General features: G+C 48.1%; 22 protein-coding genes and 1 pseudogene. 14 read left to right on the forward strand and 9 right to left on the reverse strand.

The features are described from left to right. Positions 1-192: 192 nt before the first annotated feature. Complete coding sequence (locus IPL32_07985; protein MBK8465755.1) at positions 193-1,299, reverse strand: Fic family protein; 1,107 nt, start codon at positions 1,297-1,299, stop codon at positions 193-195. A 179-nt stretch (positions 1,300-1,478) separates the two neighbouring features. Here IPL32_07985 and IPL32_07990 point away from each other — a divergent pair, with 179 nt between their 5' ends. The 3 genes from IPL32_07990 (at position 1,479) to IPL32_08000 (ending at position 5,032) form a co-directional block, all read left to right on the forward strand. Beyond that, entirely contained in the window at positions 1,479-3,668 is a 2,190-nt protein-coding gene (locus tag IPL32_07990; protein MBK8465756.1) for a VWA domain-containing protein, read from the forward strand. Between the two features lie 252 nt (positions 3,669-3,920). Then, positions 3,921-4,202 (forward strand): hypothetical protein, encoded by a 282-nt coding sequence (locus IPL32_07995; GenBank protein ID MBK8465757.1) that lies wholly within the window; start codon positions 3,921-3,923, stop codon positions 4,200-4,202. Between the two features lie 128 nt (positions 4,203-4,330). Further along, a complete protein-coding gene (locus IPL32_08000; protein ID MBK8465758.1) occupies positions 4,331-5,032 on the forward strand; it encodes a DUF2807 domain-containing protein in 702 nt (233 codons plus the stop codon). Between the two features lie 36 nt (positions 5,033-5,068). Here the strand turns inward: IPL32_08000 and IPL32_08005 are convergent, their stop codons facing one another. Next, on the reverse strand, positions 5,069-5,494 hold the full coding sequence (locus IPL32_08005) for a nuclease A inhibitor family protein (protein ID MBK8465759.1): 426 nt from the start codon (positions 5,492-5,494) through the stop codon (positions 5,069-5,071). A gap of 440 nt (positions 5,495-5,934) precedes the next feature. On the opposite strand from IPL32_08005, the gene dnaA reads away from it, so the two are divergent. From dnaA to IPL32_08020, 3 genes are all read left to right on the forward strand, one after another. Continuing rightward, positions 5,935-7,332, forward strand: a complete 1,398-nt coding sequence (dnaA, locus tag IPL32_08010) for a chromosomal replication initiator protein DnaA (GenBank protein ID MBK8465760.1) — start codon at positions 5,935-5,937, stop codon at positions 7,330-7,332. Between the two features lie 388 nt (positions 7,333-7,720). Then, positions 7,721-8,950, forward strand: a complete 1,230-nt coding sequence (gene dnaN / locus IPL32_08015) for a DNA polymerase III subunit beta (protein ID MBK8465761.1) — start codon at positions 7,721-7,723, stop codon at positions 8,948-8,950. 93 nt (positions 8,951-9,043) lie between these two features. After that, entirely contained in the window at positions 9,044-9,949 is a 906-nt protein-coding gene (locus IPL32_08020) for an Mrr restriction system protein (GenBank protein MBK8465762.1), read from the forward strand. 66 nt (positions 9,950-10,015) lie between these two features. Here IPL32_08020 and IPL32_08025 read toward each other — a convergent pair whose 3' ends face one another. After that, the gene (locus IPL32_08025; GenBank protein MBK8465763.1) at positions 10,016-10,729 is read right to left on the reverse strand and encodes a hypothetical protein; all 714 of its coding nucleotides are present in this window, start codon (positions 10,727-10,729) and stop codon (positions 10,016-10,018) included. A 223-nt stretch (positions 10,730-10,952) separates the two neighbouring features. Between IPL32_08025 and IPL32_08030 the strand changes: the two genes are divergently transcribed. After that, a complete protein-coding gene (locus tag IPL32_08030; GenBank protein ID MBK8465764.1) occupies positions 10,953-12,824 on the forward strand; it encodes an AAA family ATPase in 1,872 nt (623 codons plus the stop codon). Positions 12,825-12,975: 151 nt separating this feature from the next. Here the strand turns inward: IPL32_08030 and IPL32_08035 are convergent, their stop codons facing one another. Continuing rightward, positions 12,976-13,680, reverse strand: coding sequence for a transposase (locus tag IPL32_08035; GenBank protein ID MBK8465765.1), 705 nt, complete (start codon positions 13,678-13,680; stop codon positions 12,976-12,978). A 40-nt stretch (positions 13,681-13,720) separates the two neighbouring features. Between IPL32_08035 and IPL32_08040 the strand changes: the two genes are divergently transcribed. Further along, positions 13,721-14,380: a hypothetical protein gene (locus IPL32_08040; GenBank protein ID MBK8465766.1), complete on the forward strand. Its 660-nt coding sequence runs from the start codon at positions 13,721-13,723 to the stop codon at positions 14,378-14,380. Between the two features lie 77 nt (positions 14,381-14,457). On the opposite strand, the gene IPL32_08045 is transcribed toward IPL32_08040, so the two are convergent. Beyond that, positions 14,458-14,796, reverse strand: coding sequence for a hypothetical protein (locus tag IPL32_08045; protein MBK8465767.1), 339 nt, complete (start codon positions 14,794-14,796; stop codon positions 14,458-14,460). A 291-nt stretch (positions 14,797-15,087) separates the two neighbouring features. On the opposite strand from IPL32_08045, the pseudogene IPL32_08050 reads away from it, so the two are divergent. The 3 genes and pseudogenes from IPL32_08050 (at position 15,088) to IPL32_08060 (ending at position 17,234) form a co-directional block, all read left to right on the forward strand. Then, a pseudogene (locus IPL32_08050) lies at positions 15,088-15,459 on the forward strand (GxxExxY protein). Positions 15,460-15,604: 145 nt separating this feature from the next. Next, positions 15,605-17,020, forward strand: a complete 1,416-nt coding sequence (locus tag IPL32_08055) for an L-seryl-tRNA(Sec) selenium transferase (GenBank protein MBK8465768.1) — start codon at positions 15,605-15,607, stop codon at positions 17,018-17,020. Beyond that, a complete protein-coding gene (locus IPL32_08060; protein ID MBK8465769.1) occupies positions 17,007-17,234 on the forward strand; it encodes a type II toxin-antitoxin system MqsA family antitoxin in 228 nt (75 codons plus the stop codon). The genes IPL32_08055 and IPL32_08060 overlap by 14 nt, the downstream gene beginning before the upstream one ends. Before the next feature lie 55 nt (positions 17,235-17,289). Here the strand turns inward: IPL32_08060 and serC are convergent, their stop codons facing one another. Beyond that, a complete protein-coding gene (gene serC, locus IPL32_08065; GenBank protein MBK8465770.1) occupies positions 17,290-18,378 on the reverse strand; it encodes a 3-phosphoserine/phosphohydroxythreonine transaminase in 1,089 nt (362 codons plus the stop codon). A 165-nt stretch (positions 18,379-18,543) separates the two neighbouring features. Here serC and IPL32_08070 point away from each other — a divergent pair, with 165 nt between their 5' ends. Together IPL32_08070 and IPL32_08075 are read left to right on the forward strand one after the other, a co-directional pair. Further along, positions 18,544-19,884 carry a tetratricopeptide repeat protein gene (locus IPL32_08070; protein ID MBK8465771.1) on the forward strand — a complete coding sequence of 447 codons (1,341 nt, stop codon included), beginning with the start codon at positions 18,544-18,546 and terminating at the stop codon, positions 19,882-19,884. 77 nt (positions 19,885-19,961) lie between these two features. Then, the gene (locus IPL32_08075; protein MBK8465772.1) at positions 19,962-20,429 is read left to right on the forward strand and encodes a GNAT family N-acetyltransferase; all 468 of its coding nucleotides are present in this window, start codon (positions 19,962-19,964) and stop codon (positions 20,427-20,429) included. A 15-nt stretch (positions 20,430-20,444) separates the two neighbouring features. Here IPL32_08075 and IPL32_08080 read toward each other — a convergent pair whose 3' ends face one another. Continuing rightward, entirely contained in the window at positions 20,445-20,687 is a 243-nt protein-coding gene (locus IPL32_08080) for a hypothetical protein (protein ID MBK8465773.1), read from the reverse strand. Between the two features lie 29 nt (positions 20,688-20,716). Then, complete coding sequence (locus IPL32_08085; GenBank protein ID MBK8465774.1) at positions 20,717-21,376, reverse strand: YceH family protein; 660 nt, start codon at positions 21,374-21,376, stop codon at positions 20,717-20,719. Positions 21,377-21,425: 49 nt separating this feature from the next. Here IPL32_08085 and IPL32_08090 point away from each other — a divergent pair, with 49 nt between their 5' ends. Further along, positions 21,426-22,007 carry a hypothetical protein gene (locus IPL32_08090; GenBank protein MBK8465775.1) on the forward strand — a complete coding sequence of 194 codons (582 nt, stop codon included), beginning with the start codon at positions 21,426-21,428 and terminating at the stop codon, positions 22,005-22,007. A 28-nt stretch (positions 22,008-22,035) separates the two neighbouring features. Here IPL32_08090 and IPL32_08095 read toward each other — a convergent pair whose 3' ends face one another. Continuing rightward, on the reverse strand, positions 22,036-22,503 hold the full coding sequence (locus IPL32_08095; GenBank protein ID MBK8465776.1) for a PaaI family thioesterase: 468 nt from the start codon (positions 22,501-22,503) through the stop codon (positions 22,036-22,038). Positions 22,504-22,511 lie beyond the last annotated feature (8 nt).

The following is a 22,511-nucleotide window of genomic DNA, read 5'->3' on the forward strand; positions in this document are numbered from 1 at the left end:
AATTCTACACTAGCTTTGCGTGGGTTGAAACCTACGGCTACATTGCGGCTAACGCGGCAAGAAGCGGAGGCACAGCCTCTATTCTTTAGGTGGGCGTTTCAGAAAGGCATAGCCATTCCGCTCAGCAAGCGGCAGAGCCGAAAAAACTAACCCTAAGCTGAGCATCGATTAGTTCTGCTCTTGTATCGATTGTTATTTGTAGGGCTTGAAGTCATTTACATCCTGCGTAAGCAATTGCATCAGCTTTGGATGAACAAACAGCTTTTCCTTGGTTGACGGAAATTCGACCAGAACGCCTATATCGACCAGCTTTTTCAGGTATTGAGAGGCTGCCTGACGTTTAGCGATACCCCTATTTACCAGGTTAACGATCCGGCAATATGGCAACTCAAATATAGTATTTACCAGTTCATAGCTGTATAACTTTGGTTCCGTCTCTTTTACGTATTCGAGTGTATGGGTTGTTAGCTCTTTGATGGCCGCGATCTTCGCCGTGGTCCATTTCGATGTTTCCTCGACGCCTCTCAATATGAACAGGATCAATGACTCCCAATCTTTCTCCGTTGTCACCTGAAGCAACACTTGGTTGTAGTGTCCTCGATATTTGAGAATGTACCTACTCAGATATAGCACCGGCAAAGTAAGGAGCCCCTGTTCGATCAGAAACAGGCTGTTGATAATGCGTCCCGTCCTTCCGTTTCCGTCCGTGAATGGATGGATCGCCTCGAATTGATAATGTCCGACCGCCATCCTAATCAGCGGATCGAGGGTTATTTGTTCATGAAGAAACTTCTCCCAGTTTGCGAGCAACCCTCGCAGAACATCTTCACCGACCGGCGGCGTGTAGATTATCTCGCCGCGAGCCTCGTTCCCTAATGCGATTCCCGGTATCCGGCGAACTCGCATCTCGACTCCCTTTATATTGCTGCAGATCATTTCCGCTGTCCTAGTATTAAGCGGGTGCTCGCCAAGGGTCTGAAATCCATGAAATAACGCCCAACTGTAGCGAAGAGCTTCCTTGGTTGCAGGATCGGCATTTCCCTCGTTTTTCAGATGCTCGAACAGTTTGTCAGTGGTCGTAACGATATTCTCGATCTCAGAGCTTGCTTTTGCCTCAAGCAGCGGCAAAGTGTTTATGAGTATCGCGGGATTTGGGATCAGTTGGGCTGCCTGTTTTAGTTCGGCAAGGGCCGCACGCGAGTTTATACATTGGCGCAGCACGGCTTTTGTCTCAATTTCTTCCGCCGGCGGCAATTGCGGCAGTTCCTGATAAGGTATTGTCGGATCCCATTTTGGCATTATGTGTTAGCGTTTTGTCGTTTTATCGACACATTTGCAGGATATGTCGATACCAGCGACATGTCAAGGAAATATGTCGATGTTATTCGATTTTATCGACACATATTCTCAATGTGTCGATGCAACGAACATAAGACATCCTTGACGTTTAGGGGCAAATCACATTTAATAGCGGTGTTATGAGAAAAGTCGCGCCCTTTGTCGTTTTGTTTATGTTGTGTCTTTCGGTGTTTGGCCAGCAGCAAACGCCGACGCCGGAGGCTTCGCCGAATCAGGACAACGATGTCGTTAAGATCACGACGAAATTGGTCCAGCTCGACTTGATCGTTGTTGATAAGGACGGCAATCAGGTGCGAAACCTGACTGCGGCCGATTTCACAGTTCTCGAGGACGGCAAGCCGCAAAAGATCACAAATCTTTCCTACGTCAATACCGAAGCGGGCCAGTCTGCTGCGCCAGCAGCTACAGTAAAGGAAAAGACCGAGGTAAAGATAAAAGACGCTCCGATCGCTCCGCCTGTAAAGATCTCACCGGCAAACCCCGGGCGAATTATCACCTTCATTGTCGATGACGGCAATTGCGCGGCCTCAAACATCGGAATGAGAGCTTCGAAAGAAGGCCTCGAAAAATTTATCCGCGAACAAATGCAGCCGACCGATATGGTAGCGATATATCAGACGCGTTCGGGCAGCAACACTCTTCAGCAATATACAAACGACAAGGCCCGCTTGCTAAAAATAGCTGGCAAGATCCGTTGGATGCCGCCTATGGGTAGCTGCGCCTCAAATGACGGAAGTTTTTTCGCTGCAGCTAAATCGAACACGTACATTAAACAAACGCCAAGCGGCCCGGTCACAAATACTATTGAAACGGAAACCGAAAAAAGAACTCGTCAACATACAGAGGACATGGCAGCCAACAATCAGATCGTTGGAACGCTGGGCGTGATCAGATATGTGGTTCAGGGTTTGCAGCGTGTGCCTGGACGAAAGATCATGTTCCTTCTTTCCGATGGTTTATCGATTTTCGAGCGTAACGGACGTTTCCTTGATTCGATCGGCCCAATGAAAGAACTGACGGAGCTGGCAAACCGGTCGTCTGTGGTCATCAATACGATGGACGTGCGGGGCGTGTTTGACGAAGGTATGATCGAGGCCCGTGACGAGGTCTATGCACAGGATGATATTCTGGCAACCAATAATATTCGCGATGAGCGAGGTGACATCGTCAGCAATTCGCGTAACGGGCTTAGGTTCCTCGCACGCGAGACTGGCGGAAAGTTTACCCAGAATCAAAACTTCCTTGACGGCCCGATTAAAAAAAATCTAGCCACAGAGACGGGCTATTACCTGATCGGTTACGAGCCGTCAGAAGATACCTTCAAAGGCAAGAAATTCAACAAGATCGAGATAAAGGTCAATCAACCTGACCTCAAGGTCGTTTCGCGAGCCGGATTTTTTGGCGTTGTCGAGCCAACCGCCAAGCCAAAACGCAAAACCGAAGACAGCGACCTCTACGAGGCCATCGCTGCTCCGCTGCCGCGCCCCAGTTTGGATGTGAAGCTTTCAGCCTATTTTGTTAATTCAGCCGAGGCCGGAAATGTCGTCCGAGCGTTATTCCGCATAAACGGGAGCGATCTCACCTTTGTCGACGATAAAGACGGCTTGAAAAAAACGGAGTTCGATGTCGTTGCCGTGACTCTCAACGAAAAGGGCAAGGTCGTTGACGAATTTACACACGGTGTCATCTACAAAGAAAAGGCCGTATTCATGCCAACAATTCTGAAGAATGGTTTGATCTACTCGACCGATGTTATTGTCAAAAAACCAGGCACCTACAACTTTCGCGTTGCCGTAAAAGACACGGCGAGCAAACATATCGGCACTTCGTACCAGTTGGTCGAGATACCCGATTTGAAGAAAACCGGAGTTTTTGTTTCGGGATTGACTGTCGCACAGGTCGACTCGACAGGGAAATTTACTATCCCTGAAGCTGTCAAGCCTGAAAAAGCTCTTACAGCGACGATGACTGCTGCGGTTCCCGCTATCCGCCGGTTTCCCCGCGGCTCGGTGATGGCTTATGCCTATACTGTCTATAATGCCAAACTCGATCCATCAACGGGCCAGCCAAAACTCTCGGTTCAAACAAAGCTCTATTACAACGGCGAGTTGGTCATGGATAGCGCACCTCAAAGCGCACAACTCGAAAAGCAGGCCGACTGGACACGTATCAACGACTTTGGCTATTTGAAGCTAAAACCGCAGATGGATCTAGGCGATTATTCTATTCAGATAATAATCAAAGACCTCTTGGCTGACGGCAAAAACGCCATAACGAGCCAGTCCATCGATTTTGAAGTGGTCGAATAGTTTTTTATCAACAAAAATCCTGCAAGTAATCTAAGCTCGCACGTTCTATCGAGCGCAGCGTTGATTTGGAGCGGCAAAAGAGCGGGCAATTTATGCTTACCTTTTGCAGAAAGACGCTTCATATCAGTCCGGCTGCGGATGCCTGTGCTGCGGACGGCGTTTCGTTCGCGTTTTTTGCAGAAGCCTGCACACGTTAGTAAGGGCGTAACACGCTGCTTGTAAATGTGCGAGCTTCAACAATAGGAGTAAACAATGAGAAGATCATTCATTTTGTCGACAGTTTTGGCGGCAAGCGTCGCCGTTCTTGGTGCGTGCGAGCCACCGAAACCTGAACCGGTCAAGCCGACCGTCGCAAGCCCTTCGCCATCGGCAAGCGTCGCACCTAGCCCAAGCGCTTCGCCAAGCGGATCGCCTGTGAAAGCAGGTTCGCCGACTGGTAAACCTTCTTCCTCGCCGACGCCAAACACGTCGCAGGGAGCAAAGACCGGCAAGGACGACAAAGCGGCAAACACCGTTTCGCCAAAAACGAAGTAACCTCGATTTGTTGATCGACATTGAAAGGCTCGCGAGCGATCGCGGGCCTTTTGCTTATAAATCCAGAACTTTTTCTGTCTTGCGTTCGTTTTCTCTGACTGTAAGCAAGTTTTACATCGGAGGGAATTATGAAAAGGTTAGGAATTATAATATTTGCATCGGCACTAATAATCGGGCTTGTTGTTTCGAATATATTCTCGTTTGGGCGTATGAGCGACAGTCTTTTCCATTTTTCGGTCAATTTCAGAGGCGAGAAAGGCTCGGGCAAGATCATCACGGAGCAACGCGACCTGAAAGGATTTAATGCGGTCGAGGTTGGCGGTGTTTTTGTCGTCGAGATCACCGCACAGAAGGATTTCAGCTTTGAGATCGAGACCGACGACAATCTTTTGCCGCTCATCACGACAGAGATCGAGAACGGTGTTTTGAAGATCGAGGCCGAAGGAAAACTCTCGCCGACGGACCAGATAAAAGTGCGTATTTCAGCTCCTGATATCGACAACCTTGACGTTTCCGGTGCGGCAAATTTGACGCTGAGCCGTGTTAAGAATTCAAGCCTTTTAGTAGAGGCCAGCGGCGCTTCGAAATTAAAGATCGCCGGTGAGACGACAAAATTGAATGTTGAGGTAAGCGGGGCTTCAAAGCTTGATGCCGAAGAGTTGAAGGCCTCAAAAGCTAATGTGGAGGCCAGCGGTGCCAGCTATATCGATGTAAACGTTTCCGAAGATCTTTCGGTAGATGCCTCGGGAGCTAGCAAGATCGTCTACACAGGAACGCCGGCATCTCTTCATAAAAATACAAGCGGAGCCAGTCACATCTCGCAGAAATGATTCGTTCAGAGTTACGCCTTTAGGCGTGAAGCTAGACTAAGTTTCCACGGCTGTGGTCGTAACTCCCATTAGGTTTCCGTCTTGGTCGATACCAACGGCAAAAATATCGAGCCGTCTCTTTCCAATTCGGAACACTTTCAGGTCACGCAAATTTTCCTCGAGCAGAGTTTTCAGCTCGAGGAATTTTTTTGCGCGGGCAATTTCTGCTTCGCCATGCCAGTCTTTGATCGTCGCCAGTCGCACAAAAAGATCACTAAAATTCTTTTCTTCGATAACCGATTCCGGTGACAAACCTGCTTGCTGTAAAATTATCTCACCAGTGACTGTGTCGGTTGGTTGACCGAAAAATGCTTGAATGGGAGCGTCGGCTTCACTGATGTAGGTCAGGCCTTCGCACACCTGTTCGATCTTGCGAAAAAGCTCGCTGTCATTTTTATTATTTTTATGAAAATAATTTTGCATTTTTGATCAGTTTTCGGCGCTTTTTTTGACTGATTTCTTATCCTAACACATTCGAAAAAGGGAGCGAATTGTTGACACGAAAGCAAGTTAAATCTATGTTAAACTGTCCGAAAAAAACCTGTGGATTTCGTTTGCGCTTGTCTTCTTTTTCGTGTTAGTCTGTTATCCGAATCGAATATTAAGCTGTTGTAAACCGTTGATAGTAAATGGCTTAAAGAGTTACTTTAAGTTTTACGCGCCTTTTTCACAAGCCTGTGAAAAAGCTGTGAATAACCTTAGCGGCACCCGGTTTTCGTGGGGTCGCAAAACACCAAGATACAAAGCCCTGTCATTAAGAACAAGGCGCTGAACAAGGGGACCGACACACACTTTGTCGGACGATATCGAGCGAGAGACGCCGCTCTGCGAAGAGCCGTCTTTGAGAGACTATTTTGAAAGCAATTTCGCAAAAATCAACCGCTTGGAAGGACGTTCTTCACCTTGTCAAACGCCGCCTGAATAAGGATGTTTATGACACATGGTTTCGCCCGATCACTTTCATCAATCAGGATGACGAACAGAAGACCTTGAACCTTCGAGCGGGACAGATCACCAAAGATTGGGTCTGTGAGTATTATGCGGAGATGCTTGATGTGATGCTGGCTGAGACAGGGCTTTCCGATTATAGTCTGAAATGGCAGATCGACGCTGATCAACCGCATGAACCACTATTCGCTGACGAGCCGGAAACTGAGATCTTCTTTTCACCAAAGAGCAGCTCTTCTCCTGTGAGGCCGACCAGCAGCTCGGCACCATTCATCGACATCGAGCCGGTAGAGGAGAACTTAAACCCTAAATACACGTTCGAAAAGTTTGTCGTTGGTTCGTGCAACCAGTTTGCACACGCTGCGGCCAAGGCTGCGGCTGAGACTCCCGGCACGACATACAACCCGCTTTTTATCTACGGCGGTGTCGGCTTAGGTAAAACTCATTTGATGCATGCGATCGGCCATACCATCAAGGCCCGCAGTCCGCATATGCGTGTCTCTTACATCACGTCCGAGCGTTTTATGAATGAGCTGATCAATGCGATCCGTTTTAATAAGACGCCTGCGTTTAGAGACAAATACAGATCGATCGATGTTCTGCTGATGGATGACGTTCAGTTCATGGCTGGCAAAGAGCGAACCCAGGAAGAGTTTTTCCATACGTTCAACACTCTCCACAACAGCCAGAAGCAGATCATCGTTTCGAGCGATTGCCCTCCCAGAGAGATACCTACGCTTGAAGAGCGTCTACACTCGCGTTTTGAGTGGGGTTTGATCGCCGATCTCGAACCACCTGATCTTGAGACAAAGGTTGCGATCTTAAAACGTAAGGCCGACATGGACGGCATCGAATTGTCGGATGACGTTGCGATCTACATTGCCGGCAAGGTCAGGAGCAACGTCCGCGAACTTGAGGGTTCGCTTATTCGCCTGCTTGCGATCGCTTCGATGAGAGGCGTTAAGATTTCAAAGGATCTTGCTAAAGAAGCGATGAAGAACATCCTCGACGCCGAGCGTCCTGCCGGGTTGACGATGGAACACATCGCCCGTGAGGTCGCTTCGCACTACAAATTGTCGGTCGAGGAGATGAAGGCCAAGAGCAACTCGCGTTCCGTCGCTGTGCCTCGGCAAGTGGCGATGTATCTGTGTAAAAGGTTGACCCGACACAGCTTTCCTGAGATCGGCCGAGAGTTCGGCGGCAAGCATCATACGACCGTGATGCACTCGGTTGAGAAGATAACGGCGTTAGAAAAGGACGACCGTAATTTCCACAGGGAAATAAAAGACCTTATCGATAATCTTTGCAGCTAGTTAAAGATGTTTTAGCATTGAAACGCTCGTGAACTTTTCCACACGTGGCGAAAGACTTAGATAGACGTAAGTCGTTTGTTTTCTGATATTTGAATGTTGTTTTTCCACATATCCGCAGGCTCAGGCAAACATTGGCTGTGGATAGAGGTGGAAAAGTCGGGGTTGAAAGGGTTATCCGCAGGCCGGATAGGTTTTCCACAGGTTTTCCACAATAGGGTGTGGAAGGAAAAGTGCCTTTTATTATAAGAAGTTAGGCCGTTTTTACACATTTACACAGGCTCTATTACTACTACTATTCTTAATCTCTGATTTGAATTTATTAGTTGTAGAAAAGAGGTGAAACGATGTGGTATAGTATCTCACAGATGAAATTTGAGGAGAAGTAATCATGGAATTCAAGATCAAGCAGAGCGTATTAAAAGAAGAATTAGGATTTATCCAGGGCGTTGTTGAGCGTAAGACGACCATACCTGTGTTGTCCAACATCCTGATCGAATCGATCGGCGAGAATGAGATCCGCATCGTCGGAACGGACCTCGACTGCACGATACGCTGCGACGCCGAGGCTGAGATCATCAAGGCCGGTGCGATCTGTATACAGGCACGTAAGCTGTTTGACATCGCTCGTGCCCTTAGTGCCGGCGACGTGCATTTCAAGAAAGAGGACAACAACTGGGTGACGATGAAATGCGGCAATGCTAATTTCCGTCTTGCAGGTGTGAGCAAGGAGCAGTTTCCCGAGCTGCCGACTTTTAAGAGCACACCGCTCAAGCTTGCAGGAGAGACGTTCAACTACTTTATCCGCAACACTGCCTTTGCGATCACTAACGAACAGTCACGGTTTACGCTTTCCGGTGCCAAATTCATCCTTGGCGAAGGCCGAGCAAAGATGATCACGACCGACGGCCACCGCCTCGCCTATGTTGAGCGTGCTATCGACGACAAAGACGCTGTGATGGACACGCTCGTGCCGAGAAAGGCACTTTTGGAGTTGGTCAAGCTTGCACGTGCCAATGGCGAGGTCTCGTTTGGCGAGGACCAGAACCACATCTACTTTGAGACTGAGGGAAGATTGCTCATCACCCGCAAACTCAGCGGCCAATTTCCTAATTACGAGATGGTAATGCCCAAGGACAACGACAAAGCTGCCACATTTGACCTCGAAGAAATGCGTGGAGCGGTCCGCCGTATGTCGCTCATCGCTGACGAACGCAACCGCTCGATCCGCATGACCATCCGCGAAGGCGAGATCGAGGTCACCGCCCAATCCAGCGAAGAAGGCGAAGGCAGCGAGAAGGTCCAGGCCGACTACAAGGGCGAAGAGATCCAGCTCGGCTTTAACTGGCAGTACCTGTTCGAATTCCTAAACAACGCCGCCACCGGCGACCTCGAAGCAGTAGCATCAGGGGCAGAACCGGCAGCAGCCTCCGAGTCAGAACCGGGAGCGATAGCGACTGGGTCAACTAAAGCCGCCGCCGGAACCGCCACAGCCCGCGAAGGCAAAGCACCGCTCCGCGTCCGTTTCGAATTCAAAGACGCCAACGCCCAAACCCAAATGTCCATCGCCGACGAAACCACCTACGACTACAAATACATAGTCATGCCGCTGAGGATATGATCAACCTCTGGCTGGAACATCTGGCAAGACTGAAACACATGTTCCAGATGTTCCAAGGGTCCTTTTCCGACCTTACAAAGAAAATTCTGCCATATGCCTAACATTACATACCGACGCACCGGCGAGTTATTAAGAAAACTCTTCGAGATTTTAATGAGCCAACCAGATGGCCTGCGTGCGAAAAACGCCCTTGCCGAATTAGCTAACAGAATTGAATTGACCGAGTTTGAAAAAGGTTACTACGACTCCGGAAGCATTAGAATCGACAAGATTGTTCGTTTCGCCACAATCGACTGTGCTCGGGCAGGATGGTTTCTTAAAAACAAGGGAACATGGAGCATAACTGAAGAGGGCAGAACAGCCTACAATAGCTACACCGATCCCGAGACCTTCTACAAGGAAGCCGTTAAGTTGTACGGGGAATGGAAACGAACCCAAAACCAATCTGCTGTTGAGTCTCCAGCAGTAGCAGAAGATGACCTTTCCGACGAGTCAAATAAGGAAGTCAGCATCACATTCGAGCAAGCTGAAGAACAAGCTTGGGAAGAGATACAACAATTTCTTAGGGAAATCAATCCGTATGAATTTCAGGAGCTAGTTGCCTCTCTCCTCCGAGCGATGGGCTACCACGTCTCATGGATTTCGCCGCCCGGAAAGGATGGCGGTATCGATATTTTGGCATATGGCGATCCGCTAGGAACCAGGCCTCCCCGAATTAAAGTGCAAGTTAAGCGGATGGAACAAGCGATAACCGTGGACGGCCTACGTTCATTTATGGCTCTCTTGAGCGATGACGATGTTGGTCTCTTCGTTACGACTGGCTCGTTCACGAAAGATGCTCGGACCGAAGCTCGAACTCAGGAAAAGAGAAAAATAACATTAATTGATTTGGAAAGACTCTTCGATCTGTGGATCGAATATTACACGGCTCTTGATGATGCTGCACGCCGCCGGTTCCCTTTGCGACCGATACATTTTTTAGCACCAGAGGGAAAGTGAAAGAAAGGGAACATCGTCGCTGGAACATCTGGACCAATAGCACCTACTGTGCCAGATATTTCAACTTCACACGTTAGTTTTTTTCCTAGTTCGGTTTTCCGATAGGAGCGTCTTCACCGCTTCGACATCCATAGCGAAGTCAATAGGAAGGGCGTTCAGCTTTTCGACAATATCAGTCACATTAAAAGAGTGAGTCTCAAATTCATGGTCCCTCAGGATCCTTATCATGTTCTGTAGTGTATTTGGGACATGGAGTTTGGCCAAAATTGATACCGCCAGCGGCAGCATCTCTGAATATGTGCCCAAGGCAAGCCCATATACCTTATCGCGTTCCCATTTCTCCGCCTCAAATTTGAGAAATTCAAACTTTAATTTCTCAATATCTCTAAGAGATGCCTTTACCGCTTGCTCTCCAGCGGTCTTAGCAACATCACCCATTGAGGCTTTAATGTTGGCCACCTCATCACGTAGTTCTCTCTTCATTTCATTGAGGTCATTTTTATACACTCTAAAATTCGAGATCCAACCCAGAGTGATTACTACTAGTATCGTAGTGGCTAGCCCACCAAGGGCATAGTAAACAGTGTCGAGAAGTCGTTGGTCATACCTGCTCATAAGGTCCCGTTGAGCTCTGAGCACCTCTATTGATTCAATATTAGAGTTTGAAGTGATGTTGTTGTTCGACGGCAATTGGGCCTCAGAATTGGACTGGCCCGATATAAGAATTCCACCAATAAAGACGCTGATAGTTATCGTCACCACTCTCAAATAGGTTTTCATACTCTATAAGATACTATTTTTGTTATGCCCTTTGCTGTAACACCTAAAATAACCGCACCACACGTGCCGGATGTTCCAGATGAGACACATATTTCTTGTTGCACGGGTAAAATATATCTTGACAATGGCACAATTTTGTGGTAGGCTTTTTTTCACGCTTATTTTAATTGGGTGATGTCTCGCTTTGTCGGGGTGCGTCCAGTTTGAATCAAGCGTGCTACAAATGTCAATACATGAAATAACACAAAAACTTAATGGGGTTAGGAAGGGCCAGAACGGCTTTATCGCTAGATGCCCCGCACATGAAGATAAAAAACAATCGTTGAAGGTAGATGAAACGGGCGGCAAGGTGCTGCTCAGGTGCTTTGCGGGTTGCCCGACGGAAAGCATTGTAAAGGCAATGGGCATTGAGTGGAAGGACCTTTTTGTTTCACAGAGAGTGCCTGTCATAAAACAGTCGTTCTCACAGGACGGCATAACGTATTTCGCATCGCCGCAGCCAAAGGTGGCCGCTGTTTACCGGTACACGGATGAAACAGGGAAGCTTTTGTATGAGAACGTGCGTTTTGAGCCGAAGGATTTCCGGCAGCGTCATTACGATAAGTACGGTAATGAGGTTTGGAATCTTAACTACGTCGAGCGAGTGCCTTACCGTTTGCAGGAACTCGCAAGCAAAGCTCGTCACGGCAGCGACGTTTGGCTGACCGAGGGCGAAAAGGATGCAGATGGTCTAACGGAATTAGGCTTCATCGCTTCGTCGTTCAAGAACTGGCGGCCTGAGTTTAACCGCTGGATAGACAAGACGAACGTTGTGATCGTTCGCGACCACGATCTGCCCGGCGGCGTTCAGGCGAACGAAGCCGCGAGGCTCATTTCCAAGTCCGCTGCGTCGGTCAAGGTGTTGGATGTTCATGCTGAGTACGAAATGGCTGAAAAGCATGGCCGCGACATCTCTGACTACATACGTCAGTGCGTTCAGGACGAGGGAGCGACTCGCGAAGAGATCGCCGAGCGGCTTTCGATAATGGCTGACGGCTGTTCGCGTTGGGTTGACGGAAATACTGCGGCGGCGAACCTCTTTGTCGTCAAAACCGGCAACCAATGGCTAAACGAAGCCAAGTCACGCCCTTCGCCGAAAATGTTATTCGGCGAATTCTGGTACGAAGGCGAGCTTTGTATCTTGTTCGCCGATACGAACGTCGGGAAGTCGATCTTGGCGGTGCAGATCGGTGACCTCATAAGTCGAGGAGTTCAGAGTAACGCGTTTACGCGTGATCCTAACGTTGATAATGAACAACGTGGTATCGCGGCTGAAGCCGCAACTCTGAACACGGAGTGCGGGCCGCAGACCGTCGTCTATTTCGACTTTGAACTTACGGACAAGCAGTTTGAGTCGCGTTTGAGTGAGCGTGTTGCTGGTGCGGAGCATTGCACTGACCATTACAAATTCAACGACAACTTTAAGCGTGCCGAGGTCGATCCTGAAACGAGCGACTTGAACGGCAACAAGACGTTTGAAGAATTCCTGAATCAATCGCTCGACCGCACTATCGTCGAACATAAGGCCGATGTTTTGATCATCGACAATCTGACTTACCTGCGTGATGAGACCGAGAACGCCAGGAACGCTTTGCCGCTGATGAAGTATCTGAAAGAACTGAAATCACGGCACGGCATTTCTATTTTGGCTCTCGCTCACACGCCGAAACGCGATTCGTCAAAGCCTCTGGGCAGAAACGACCTGCAAGGTTCGAAGATGCTCATCAACTTTTGCGACTCCTCATTCGCCATTGGCGAAAGCCACAAAGAAACCGGCACACGCTACCTAAAGCAGATCAAATCCCGAAACTCGGCCATCGTCTACCACGCCGACAACGTCCTCCTCTGCAACATCGAAAAACGCGATTCGCTATTGCAGTTCGCGTTCAAAGGAACCGCAACCGAACGTGAACATCTGAAAGCCGCAAACGATAAAGAGAAAGAAGAGTTGATCGCGAGGGTAAAAGAGATGTCAGCGGATGGAAAGAGCAGCCGCGAGATCGGCGAAAGCCTGGGAATATCGTTTTCAACGGCCGCTAGATATTTAAGGCAATGAAGCTTGTGTCAGCTGTGTCACCCCTAATAACTGACACAGCTGACACAAAATAGATCTTTGACAATTCGATTCTTGCGGCTCAGCCGCCATGATGAGCGGAAAGGCTTGCCTTTCCGGGAGGCTCCTTAAGATAAGCGAGGCTATGCCTCCGTTAACCGGTTCGCCATTTGATCTGATCAATGTTCATGGCCAATGGTTCATCTTCTAACGGAGCTCCACGCCATATCCTGGCACTCGAGTATCTATAGTCCTCGGCTATCTCTACTAAACCATCCGCGACCGGGTTTTGATTGATGTAATTTATTTTTTGCATTAACAGCGATTCGCTGGTCAACAGAAATTTGTCAGAGTGGTGTTCCCATACCGAGTATTGATATCCATCTTTCTTTTTTTCTTGTCTTAGTTTATCTAGAGAAGAAGAGTAGTTATTGTCTTTCAAGTAGTCGATCACTCGCCTTGCCGTGACACCGTTCAAGTAACGCAGCGAGTCTGAAGGTGAACGCTTACTGTCAGTTATGAAATGAAAATGATCAGGCATAACTACATACGCGAAGAAGAGCATTCCCGATGAAACACGAGCCTCATCAAATGCTCTACAAAGAACATCCTTCATCTTATCGGTACAAAATATAGGTAAGCGGTGGTGAGTCACCGACGTGAAAAAATAAAAGGGAGTGTTGAATGAGACTTGAGGCATAACAGAGGCATAGCCTCTGGATAATTTAGGGAAAATCTGCCGGAAAGGCAAGCCTTTCCGCTCATCATGACGGCAGAGCCGTATAGGATCGAGTTTTGAAAGAACGTTTGTGTTAAGTGTGTCACTGTTGCAGACCGCAACGCCTGACACAACTGACACAACACAAAATAAAACACACAAAACACAAAAGGAAAAACATATGGATCACTACATACACAGAACACTAAATTACACAGCAAGCACAAAGAAGTTGGCGGAGATGGAGAGCAATGAGGAGTATTTTGACCTTATCAAGATAGCGAGTCTTTTTAATGCGATCAGGTATGCTCGGGTCAATGGTGCTCATTATCAACTCGCGTCATTTTCTATCGACGAGAAACGCATCGACAAACTTCACGAAACGGTCTATATCACGAGCGGATTGTTGTTTGAGGCTTTTGTTGAGATCGAGAGAATTGCGGGGCGATATAAAGGGAAGGCGTTTATGGCCAATTTCGAGGACATGCTCGATGCGGCATTCAATTACAGGCCGCCAGAGGTGTTTCTCGAAGTTGCTCTTAACGGGCCGTTTCGACTGGTGAGCAAGGAACGCGACTTTTCGCTTGAGACTCTCAAGATGGATCTGTTCCCGATGTTCACCACCGAGCAAAAAGGCTTTGCGGTGGCGACCGTCGCCAACGAAAGCGAAAAAATGGAAGAGTTCAAGCGAACCAACGAACGCCCCGATGTACACGAAAGCCTTGAAAACATCGTCGATTACTTGGCTGACGAATTCATACTAGGTGCCGAAGGATTCATCTTCGCCATAGCAAAAAAACTCGGCCTAAAACCCATCGAGCAGCTTCGGTTAGCAGCGTAACCTAAATGCAGAGTGAGGGCGGTACATTCGGTTTTGAGTGTACCACCCTTACTTACGTACGGGCTTTTGAAGTTTTATTAGACGATCTCTTCGCCTTTGGCTTTTAGGGTTCGCCGCCAGAGTTCGCGGTATGAGGTGAAGCGTGAGACGAGCGTGTTGAAGTAGTAGCGTTGAGCGTATGTCAGAGTGCGGTCGTCGGCGATGCGTTTGATGCGTGATTCGAGGCGGGCACGAGCTTCGAGCGGCGGACGCTTACTTAATCCATTGACGTTATGTGATCCGTTAAAATAGATGTCAAAATCTATCTTCAGCTTGCGAATGTCGTCCTCAAGACGGGTAAGCTGTTGGTCGAGTTCAGCCGCTTCTTCCTGCTTGGATTGGATACCTCTGTATAATTTGTTTCCGATGATCGCCATTTTACGAGATTTGCCGACTATGACGGATGAGAATTCACCCTTTTTAAATAAAGCTCTAACGGAAGGCTGTTTCCACGTTTTTGTGCACTTTTCGGTTAAAATCGGAATTATCACCACAGAGGACACAGAGCACACAGAGATCTTTAGATGGAACTTAACGAGATCAATGTAAAGCTCTTACGCGATGGCATAAAACGACTGGTAAATTGATATCTGTGATCTCTGTGTTCTCTGTGGTGAATTTTGGGTTAAAATCGGAATTATCACCACAGAGGACACAGAGATTTTTAGATGGAACTGAACGAGATAACCGAAAAGATCATTGGTGGAGCCATTGAAGTTCATAAGGCTCTAGGGCCTGGGCTGCTCGAAAGCACCTACGAAGTCTGTTTAGTATATGAACTCCAAAAACGAGGTCTTCGGGTAGAAACACAGGTTGCGGTGCCTGTCGTGTACGATTCTATAAAGCTCGATGCCGGATACCGAATTGATCTTTTGGTCGAAAACGAGATCATCGTCGAACTTAAATCCGTTGAACGTATTCACCCAATTCATGAGGCTTAAATCATTTCGTATTTGAAGCTTAGCCAAAAGAAGATCGGATTGTTGATCAATTTCAATGTAAAGCTCTTGCGCGATGGCATAAAACGCCTGGCAAATTGATCGGATTTATCACCACAGAGGACACAGAGATTTTTAGATGGAACTGAACGATTTTACCGAAATTACCATTTTGAAAAACGATCGGTAGATTGACTCTGTGCTCTCTGTGTTCTCTGTGGTGATTTTTTTCGGTAAGATATTTCGTATGCCTTCTTCGGTCAAAGAGACCAATTCGATAATGCGAAATCTGCCGTCGGTTGATGAGCTGCTTCGGTCGTCTATTGCTCAGGACATCGCGGGATCTGCGGGCGAACGCCATGCGGCGACACTTTGTCGCGGTGTGATAGAACAGATAAGGCTCGAGATCGGCAAACCTTCGGGTAAAGAAGATACAAAAGACAGCCTCTTGGCGTTGTCGGAACAGCGTTTGGCAAGCGAATGGCAGACGGAACGTTTGAGCGGCGTTAGTAGAGTAATTAACGCGACAGGCGTCGTCATACACACAAATCTTGGACGTGCACCTTTGTCGGAAAATGCTCGTCGGGCTGTTACCGATGCTTCGGGCTATTGCACTCTCGAATATGACATCCAAACCGGAAAGCGAGGCCGCCGTGGGCGTCGAGCGGAGAGTTTGCTTGCGGAATTGACCGGTGCCGAGGATGTTTTGATCGTCAACAACTGTGCGGCAGCGGCGTTCTTTGTGCTGACGGCATTCGCCTCGGGCGGCGAGGTCGTCATCTCACGCGGCGAGCTTGTTGAGATCGGCGGCGACTTTAGAGTGCCTGATGTTTTGAAGCAATCACGAGCAAAGCTGCACGAAGTCGGAACCACCAACCGCACCAAGATCGCCGATTACCAAGAAGCAATAAACGCCAAAACGCGGTTGATATTGCGTGTGCATCCGTCGAACTACAGGATCGTTGGTTTTACGGCGATGCCTAACGTGGGCGAGCTTGCCGAGCTTGCACACAGTAAGGGAATTTTGCTTTACGAGGACATCGGTTCGGGTGCTTTGGTAGATATGAGCGAATTTGGGCTAGGCGACGAACCTGTTGTTGCCCGTTCCATTGCAGACGGTGCCGACATAGTCACTTTCAGCGGAGACAAGCTGCTCGGCGGGCCGCAGTCGGGAATTATTGCAGGTAAGAGTGAGCTTATCGCTCGTTTAAGAAAGCATCCGCTCTATAGGGCTTTGAGAGTGGATAAATTGGCATATGCCGCCCTCGAAGCGACGCTCGATGCCTATCGCCGTGAAGCTGTTTTAGACGAAGTTCCCGTCCTGAAAATGCTCTCGATGAGCAAAGACGAGATCGCAAAGCGTGTCGAGCGGTTTGCAAAACAACTCGAAGAAAAACTCAACGGAATTTCAGATCTGAAATTTGAGATTTTAGACGGAGTGTCTGCCGTTGGAGGCGGAGCAGCTCCAAACGCAGAACTGCATACAACCCTTATCGCTCTGTCACATCGGAAGCTGAAACCGCAGAGGCTGGAACAACTATTAAGAAAAGCCGATCCTCCGGTCATCGCTCGGATCGTTGACGACAAAGTGATGATCGACTTAAGAACGGTTTCAGACTCAGAGGAAACACAATTATTAAAAGTATTCAATGAATTGCGATAAGTGCAGAAAGAGAGGAGCAAGGATAATCCAAGTTAGCCGCAGTTACGGCAGCGGGAGCGAATTGCTTGTAATCGAAAATGTCCCAGTCGTTTCCTGTCCACACTGTGGTGAAAGCTATCTTACCGCAACCACTCTCCGCGGGATTGATAACATAAAACGTAACCGTTCAACTGTTGCATCGAAACGCTCAGTGCCTGTTGCTGCTTTTGCTTAGCTGGAACAGGTGTAACACTTGGAACTATTCGTCGTCTGTATTAAATGTTCCAAGCCTAACCGTTCTTACGGGTAAATTCATGCATGAAATCGACGAGAGCCTCGACACCTGCTTTAGGAAAGGCGTTGTAGATCGACGCTCTGATACCGCCAACCGAACGATGGCCTTTTAGACCGTCAAGGCCGAGAGCAGTAGCTTCTGAGCAGAATTGCTTTTCGAGATCTTCGGATGGAAGGCGGAATGTGACGTTCATCAACGAACGAGCAGATAGATCGGCGTGTCCGGTGTAATAACCGTCGCTCGCATCGATAGCATCGTAAAGGATCGCAGCTTTCTCTTCGTTCTTTGTTTCCATAGCCGACAAACCGCCTTGGCCTTTGAGCCATTCGCAAACGAGGCTGATGAGATATATGCCCCAAGTGTTCGGCGTATTCAGCATCGAATCGTTTTCAGCGATCAGGCGGTAATCGAGGATAGAATGCTGATTTTCGGGAACAGCAGCCAACAGGTCATCGCGGATGATGACAACGGTCACGCCGCTCGGGCCGATGTTCTTTTGAGCACCGGCGTAGATCAATGCATATTTTTCGATGTCGAGCGGTTTAGACAGAATATTTGACGACGCATCGCATACGACCGGAATACCGCTGCCTTCAAGCTCGTATTTGAACTCGACACCTTCGATCGTCTCGTTCGACGTGTAATGAACGTACTTTGCACCAGGACTAAAGTTCAGCTCGGCCTGTTCCGGCACGGATTTGAAACCTTCGTCAGCTGTCGAAAAGATCGTTACAGCATTGCCGCAGCGTTTAGCTTCTTTCAGGGCCTTTTTACCCCAAGCACCGGTGATGACATAGTCGGCAGTCTCGTCTTTACCGAGAAAGTTCATCGGTATCATCGAGAACTGCTGAGTTGCACCGCCTTGTAAGAACAAGATCTTGTAATTGTCGGGAACATTAAGCAGTTCACGCAGGCCGCTTTCTGCTGCAGCCAGAATAGGAGCAAATGCCTTTGAGCGGTGGCTGATCTCCATTACGCTCATTCCGATGCCGCTGAGCGAAAGTATCTCGCTCTGTGCCTTTTCCAAAACCGTAACCGGCATCACAGCCGGACCGGCACTAAAATTGTAAACTTTCTGAGTCATCTGTTTTTTGGCAAATGGTTTTTCTTATCGAAGGGATAAGATACCATAGAGACAGATGCTTTTTCGAACTGAATTGAGTTAGAATATTCGGAAAAGGACAAACTTTTGCAGCGGTCCGGCATCTTACAGGACGCAGGTTTCTGCTGAACAACATCGGAGGATTCAATGTTTCGAAAATCGTATTTATATCTAGTTCTCGCTGCGGCGATCGCGTTAACCGCTCAAATGAGCGCATACTCGCAAACTACGGAGCTCAGTGGAACCGTTGTTCTGCAAAAAGCAGACAAAACGACCGAACCAGTCTCGTCGGCCGCGATCGATGTCTATCGCACGGACATGAAAGGCCGTTTTCCGTCTTCCAAGACCCAGAAAAATGGCGAATTCCGTTTTATAGGTGTGCCATACGGAGCGGAGTATGTACTTTCCATAAGCGCTCCCAATTGTGAGCCGATACTGTTTTCTGTGAAAGCAGGCCAGGAAAAGCTGGTTATAACTATGTATCCCGGCGATGGAAGAAAATTTACCGAGGCCGAAGCTCGACAGGGTGCAGCAGCTTCTAAACCGGGCGATGCCGGTTCTGAAATTAGCGAGGAGGAAAGAAAGGCTCAGGCAGAACTTGCGAAGAAAAACGAGGAGATCAACGCTAAGAACGAAAAGACCAAAAATGCCGACGCGATCGCAACCAGAGCTAATAAGGAAGGCTACACCGCTCTAAAAGCAGACCCGCCTAACTTCGATCTGGCGATCTCGAAATTCAGCGAAGGCATCGAAGCTGTTCCGGATTATGTCGACAGCACGCCGATAATGCTCAACGGCAAAATAGAGGCATTAAAAGGAAAGGGCCATCTTATTTACAAAGAAGGCACAGCCACCGCAGACAGGGATCTCAGAAGGGCGAAATGGGATGAAGCAAATAAGTCTTATGATGAGGGCCTGGAGGGATTTCAGCGAGCGATCGCCTTGCTTAAGACCGCTGCACCGACAACTGATACAGTTTTGTCAAAACGAAGGGAAACTGTAAGGTTAAGCCTCTATACGGTCGCTACAGAAATTCACCGTTTGAAGGCGGTGACAGGTGTTGATGTGACAAAAACCGCCGAAGCTAGCGCAATTGTCACCGAATACATCGCTTTGGAACCCGACCTTGGAAAAAAACTCGAAGCCCAAATGGTGCTCGGAAATATAATGTTGAGGACTGGTGATTTTGAAAAAGCAGTACAAGCATACCGCCAGGTCCTTACCGCCAAACCGGACCACGCTGAGGCAACAGGTCAACTGGGACTTTCACTTTTTGGACTGGCTTCGTTAACCGAGCCGACAAACAAGGAGATGGAACAGGAAGGGCTCAATTACATGCAGAAATACACCGAAATGTCTCCCGTTTCACCCACAGATACACTGGCGGTGAAGGAACTAAAGGAAAGCATTAAGCAAACTGTGGATTACCTCAAAACACAAAAAATGGCTCCCCAAAAAGTGCCTTCGACGCCGAAGAAAAAGAATTGACCCAATAACGAACGATAAAATACGAGAGCCAGGTTCTTGAGCAGATCGAGACCTGGCTTTATCTTTAAGGAGCTATCGTGATCAGAAAAATATGCCCGGAAGACCTGCCGACTGTTTTAGAACTACTGCGCGAACTTGCGGCGTATGAAGATCTGATCTCGTATTGCACCGTAACCGAAGAGCGTCTGCATACTGCAATGTTTGGAGCAGATCCTGTCGTCAAAGGATTGATCGCTTTTGATGATGAAGCGGCGATTGGCTATGCACTTTACTATCCAAACTTTTCGAGCTTTCGAGGCGAACGCGGCTTTCATCTCGACGATATTTATGTGAAGAAGGAATATCGCGGAAAAGGTATAGGAGAGGCAGTGCTCAAAGAGATCGCACGCGATGCGGCTTCAAAAGGATTTGAGCGGATCGACTTTCAGGTTCTGGACTGGAATACACCTTCGATCGAATTTTATAAGAAGCTAGGTGCGGTTTCTAACGATGAGGAGACACATTTCAAGTTTGCGGGAGATGCATTTGAGAAATTGGCGGGATAAGCGAACGCTAGCCTTTTATTTTAGTACTCGTAAAGTAAAATACGGCATAACAGTCAACATGATAATGCCCAGCTTATAGAACATGATGCCGTAAAACATTCCCTTATCGTACGTTTCCTCGGATATTTGAAAAAATCTGCGGCACAGATCCAATAACAGGCCACGAAACGAAATGCAGCACAAAAACCAAAATATCAGCAAGCCGTAATTGAACATTGCACACCAGCCGAAGAAATATCGAAGCTGTTCCACTGTCATAACTTTTCCTCCTCCAGATAAGATCGTAACTATTCAAATTGTTTTTTGAACTCCTCGAATGTTTGCTTGATGGCCTCAACCTCAGACCTCAAATTTGTCACCTCTTCCTCAAGTTTTTCAATCCTTTCCACATCTACGCTAGAGCGTGCAGCGCGGGTTGCTGGCGCCGCTGTTGCCAAAGCCTCGATGTCGATCTCGCCGGAAAGCAGATGTGCGAAACGAGCCTCTTTCCTTCCGGGTTGAACCGGAAGCCTGACGACATAAGGATCATCACGCCGCATAAGGCCGTCAAGCGATTCTTGAACCTCACCAAGGCTAGAAAATGAATAGAGCCTTTCGCAGTGTCCGCGAAGTTCGCCAAGCGTCTGCGGCCCACGCAGCAGCAATTCCGAAATGATCGCAGTCGCCGGTTCGTCTAGCTCATAAACACTCGGCAGCATATGTTTGTATTTCGGCACGCGACTAGTGCTGCCGTAAAAAACATACACGAGATTTCGGTCGCGTAAATTCTCGATCGTGTTGTTTACAGCACTCTCATCATATGAAACCACAGGATCACGATTGTTCTTTTGATTACAAGCGTTAACAAGCGCGTTTAGCGTCAGCGGATAATATTCCGGCGTCGTCAATTGCTTTTCGACAAGTGAGCCTAAGATGCGGGCTTCGATTTCAGTGAGTATTTCAAGCATAAGTCAGATGCGGTTTTCTAGTTTACCGTATTAATCTACAATTTAGAGCATGGATGTTCTAGTCGCACGCACTAAGGCAGAGATCGATCATGCTTTTGAGAAGCTTTCTTTGGCCGAGCAGTTGGGCTGCGATACGGAAACATCAGGCTTGAGCGCACGGCACGGAAAGCTCTATTCCGTCCAATTTTCCGACGGTGAATACAATGTTCTAGTGCCGGTCAGCGAAGGTGTGCCGCTAGGACGGCTTGCCGAAATCCTCGTCGATAATTCGATCCGAAAGATATTTCACAACGCTAAATTTGATATAGATTTTTTAGGTGAGAACGGATACGCGGTTGAAAATATATATGACACGATGATCGCTGAAAAGGTCCTCACGCGAGGAGCCAACCAATCGGCGTCGCTCGCCGAAACACTATACCGCTATTTTGCTGTCGATCTAGACAAATCGCATCGTGCAAAATTCAGCCGCAATTGGAACGGCATCTGGACGGACGAACTTGTTGATTATGCTCTTTCGGATGTTGTGCATCTGCCTCGCTTAATGGCGGAGCAAAATGCGTGGCTAGAAAAGCTTGGATTGAACGAAGAGTTCGAACGCCAACTCCAGAAGATCATTGCCAACGAATGACATGAATGTCACAAATCCAAAGAATGTCTTACCAACGATGATAAGCAGGATGGCCTTCTTTGACGGCGACGAAAACACCTCGGCATGTATCGCAAACTTTTCCTCCGGCGATCAATTCTGCCTCTACGGTCGCTCTGTCCTCACTTGAATCAACAACACGCGCCTTTAGCGTGATCGGGTCATCAACCGGAGTTGGACGCAGCAGTTTCACATGAAACTCTGCCGTCACCGTGCAGTCGGGTTTATCTTTGCCATCACGTTTCATCAAAAAATATGTTGCAGCCCAATTTGAATGACAATCAAGCAAAGCTCCGATAATACCGCCGTTCAACATGCCCGGAAATGCCTGATGGTGCGGCTCGGCATGCCACGTTGCAACCACTTCGTCGCCATCTGGGAAACTATTTATGTGCAGGCCTTTATCGTTAGCAGGTCCGCAACCGAAACATATGCTCGAAGGCGAATATTCTTGCTGGAGCGAAAGATTATTTGTCATAAAAATAT

It is taken from the genome of Chloracidobacterium sp., from assembly GCA_016711345.1.
Taxonomy (GTDB): domain Bacteria; phylum Acidobacteriota; class Blastocatellia; order Pyrinomonadales; family Pyrinomonadaceae; genus OLB17.

Excerpts from the sequence above, each read along its gene's own strand:
- IPL32_08090 (MBK8465775.1), top strand. The coding sequence starts at position 21,426 with ATGGATGTTCTAGTCGCACGCACTAAGGCAGAGATCGATCATGCTTTT.
- IPL32_08020 (MBK8465762.1), top strand. The coding sequence starts at position 9,044 with ATGCCTAACATTACATACCGACGCACCGGCGAGTTATTAAGAAAACTC.
- IPL32_07985 (MBK8465755.1), bottom strand. The coding sequence starts at position 1,299 with ATGCCAAAATGGGATCCGACAATACCTTATCAGGAACTGCCGCAATTG.
- IPL32_08085 (MBK8465774.1), bottom strand. The coding sequence starts at position 21,376 with ATGCTTGAAATACTCACTGAAATCGAAGCCCGCATCTTAGGCTCACTT.
- IPL32_08070 (MBK8465771.1), top strand. The coding sequence starts at position 18,544 with ATGTTTCGAAAATCGTATTTATATCTAGTTCTCGCTGCGGCGATCGCG.
- IPL32_08040 (MBK8465766.1), top strand. The coding sequence starts at position 13,721 with ATGGATCACTACATACACAGAACACTAAATTACACAGCAAGCACAAAG.
- IPL32_08005 (MBK8465759.1), bottom strand. The coding sequence starts at position 5,494 with ATGCAAAATTATTTTCATAAAAATAATAAAAATGACAGCGAGCTTTTT.
- IPL32_08025 (MBK8465763.1), bottom strand. The coding sequence starts at position 10,729 with ATGAAAACCTATTTGAGAGTGGTGACGATAACTATCAGCGTCTTTATT.
- IPL32_08030 (MBK8465764.1), top strand. The coding sequence starts at position 10,953 with ATGTCAATACATGAAATAACACAAAAACTTAATGGGGTTAGGAAGGGC.
- IPL32_07990 (MBK8465756.1), top strand. The coding sequence starts at position 1,479 with ATGAGAAAAGTCGCGCCCTTTGTCGTTTTGTTTATGTTGTGTCTTTCG.
- IPL32_08055 (MBK8465768.1), top strand. The coding sequence starts at position 15,605 with ATGCCTTCTTCGGTCAAAGAGACCAATTCGATAATGCGAAATCTGCCG.
- dnaN (MBK8465761.1), top strand. The coding sequence starts at position 7,721 with ATGGAATTCAAGATCAAGCAGAGCGTATTAAAAGAAGAATTAGGATTT.
- IPL32_08000 (MBK8465758.1), top strand. The coding sequence starts at position 4,331 with ATGAAAAGGTTAGGAATTATAATATTTGCATCGGCACTAATAATCGGG.
- IPL32_08060 (MBK8465769.1), top strand. The coding sequence starts at position 17,007 with ATGAATTGCGATAAGTGCAGAAAGAGAGGAGCAAGGATAATCCAAGTT.
- IPL32_08080 (MBK8465773.1), bottom strand. The coding sequence starts at position 20,687 with ATGACAGTGGAACAGCTTCGATATTTCTTCGGCTGGTGTGCAATGTTC.
- IPL32_08095 (MBK8465776.1), bottom strand. The coding sequence starts at position 22,503 with ATGACAAATAATCTTTCGCTCCAGCAAGAATATTCGCCTTCGAGCATA.
- IPL32_07995 (MBK8465757.1), top strand. The coding sequence starts at position 3,921 with ATGAGAAGATCATTCATTTTGTCGACAGTTTTGGCGGCAAGCGTCGCC.
- serC (MBK8465770.1), bottom strand. The coding sequence starts at position 18,378 with ATGACTCAGAAAGTTTACAATTTTAGTGCCGGTCCGGCTGTGATGCCG.
- IPL32_08045 (MBK8465767.1), bottom strand. The coding sequence starts at position 14,796 with ATGGCGATCATCGGAAACAAATTATACAGAGGTATCCAATCCAAGCAG.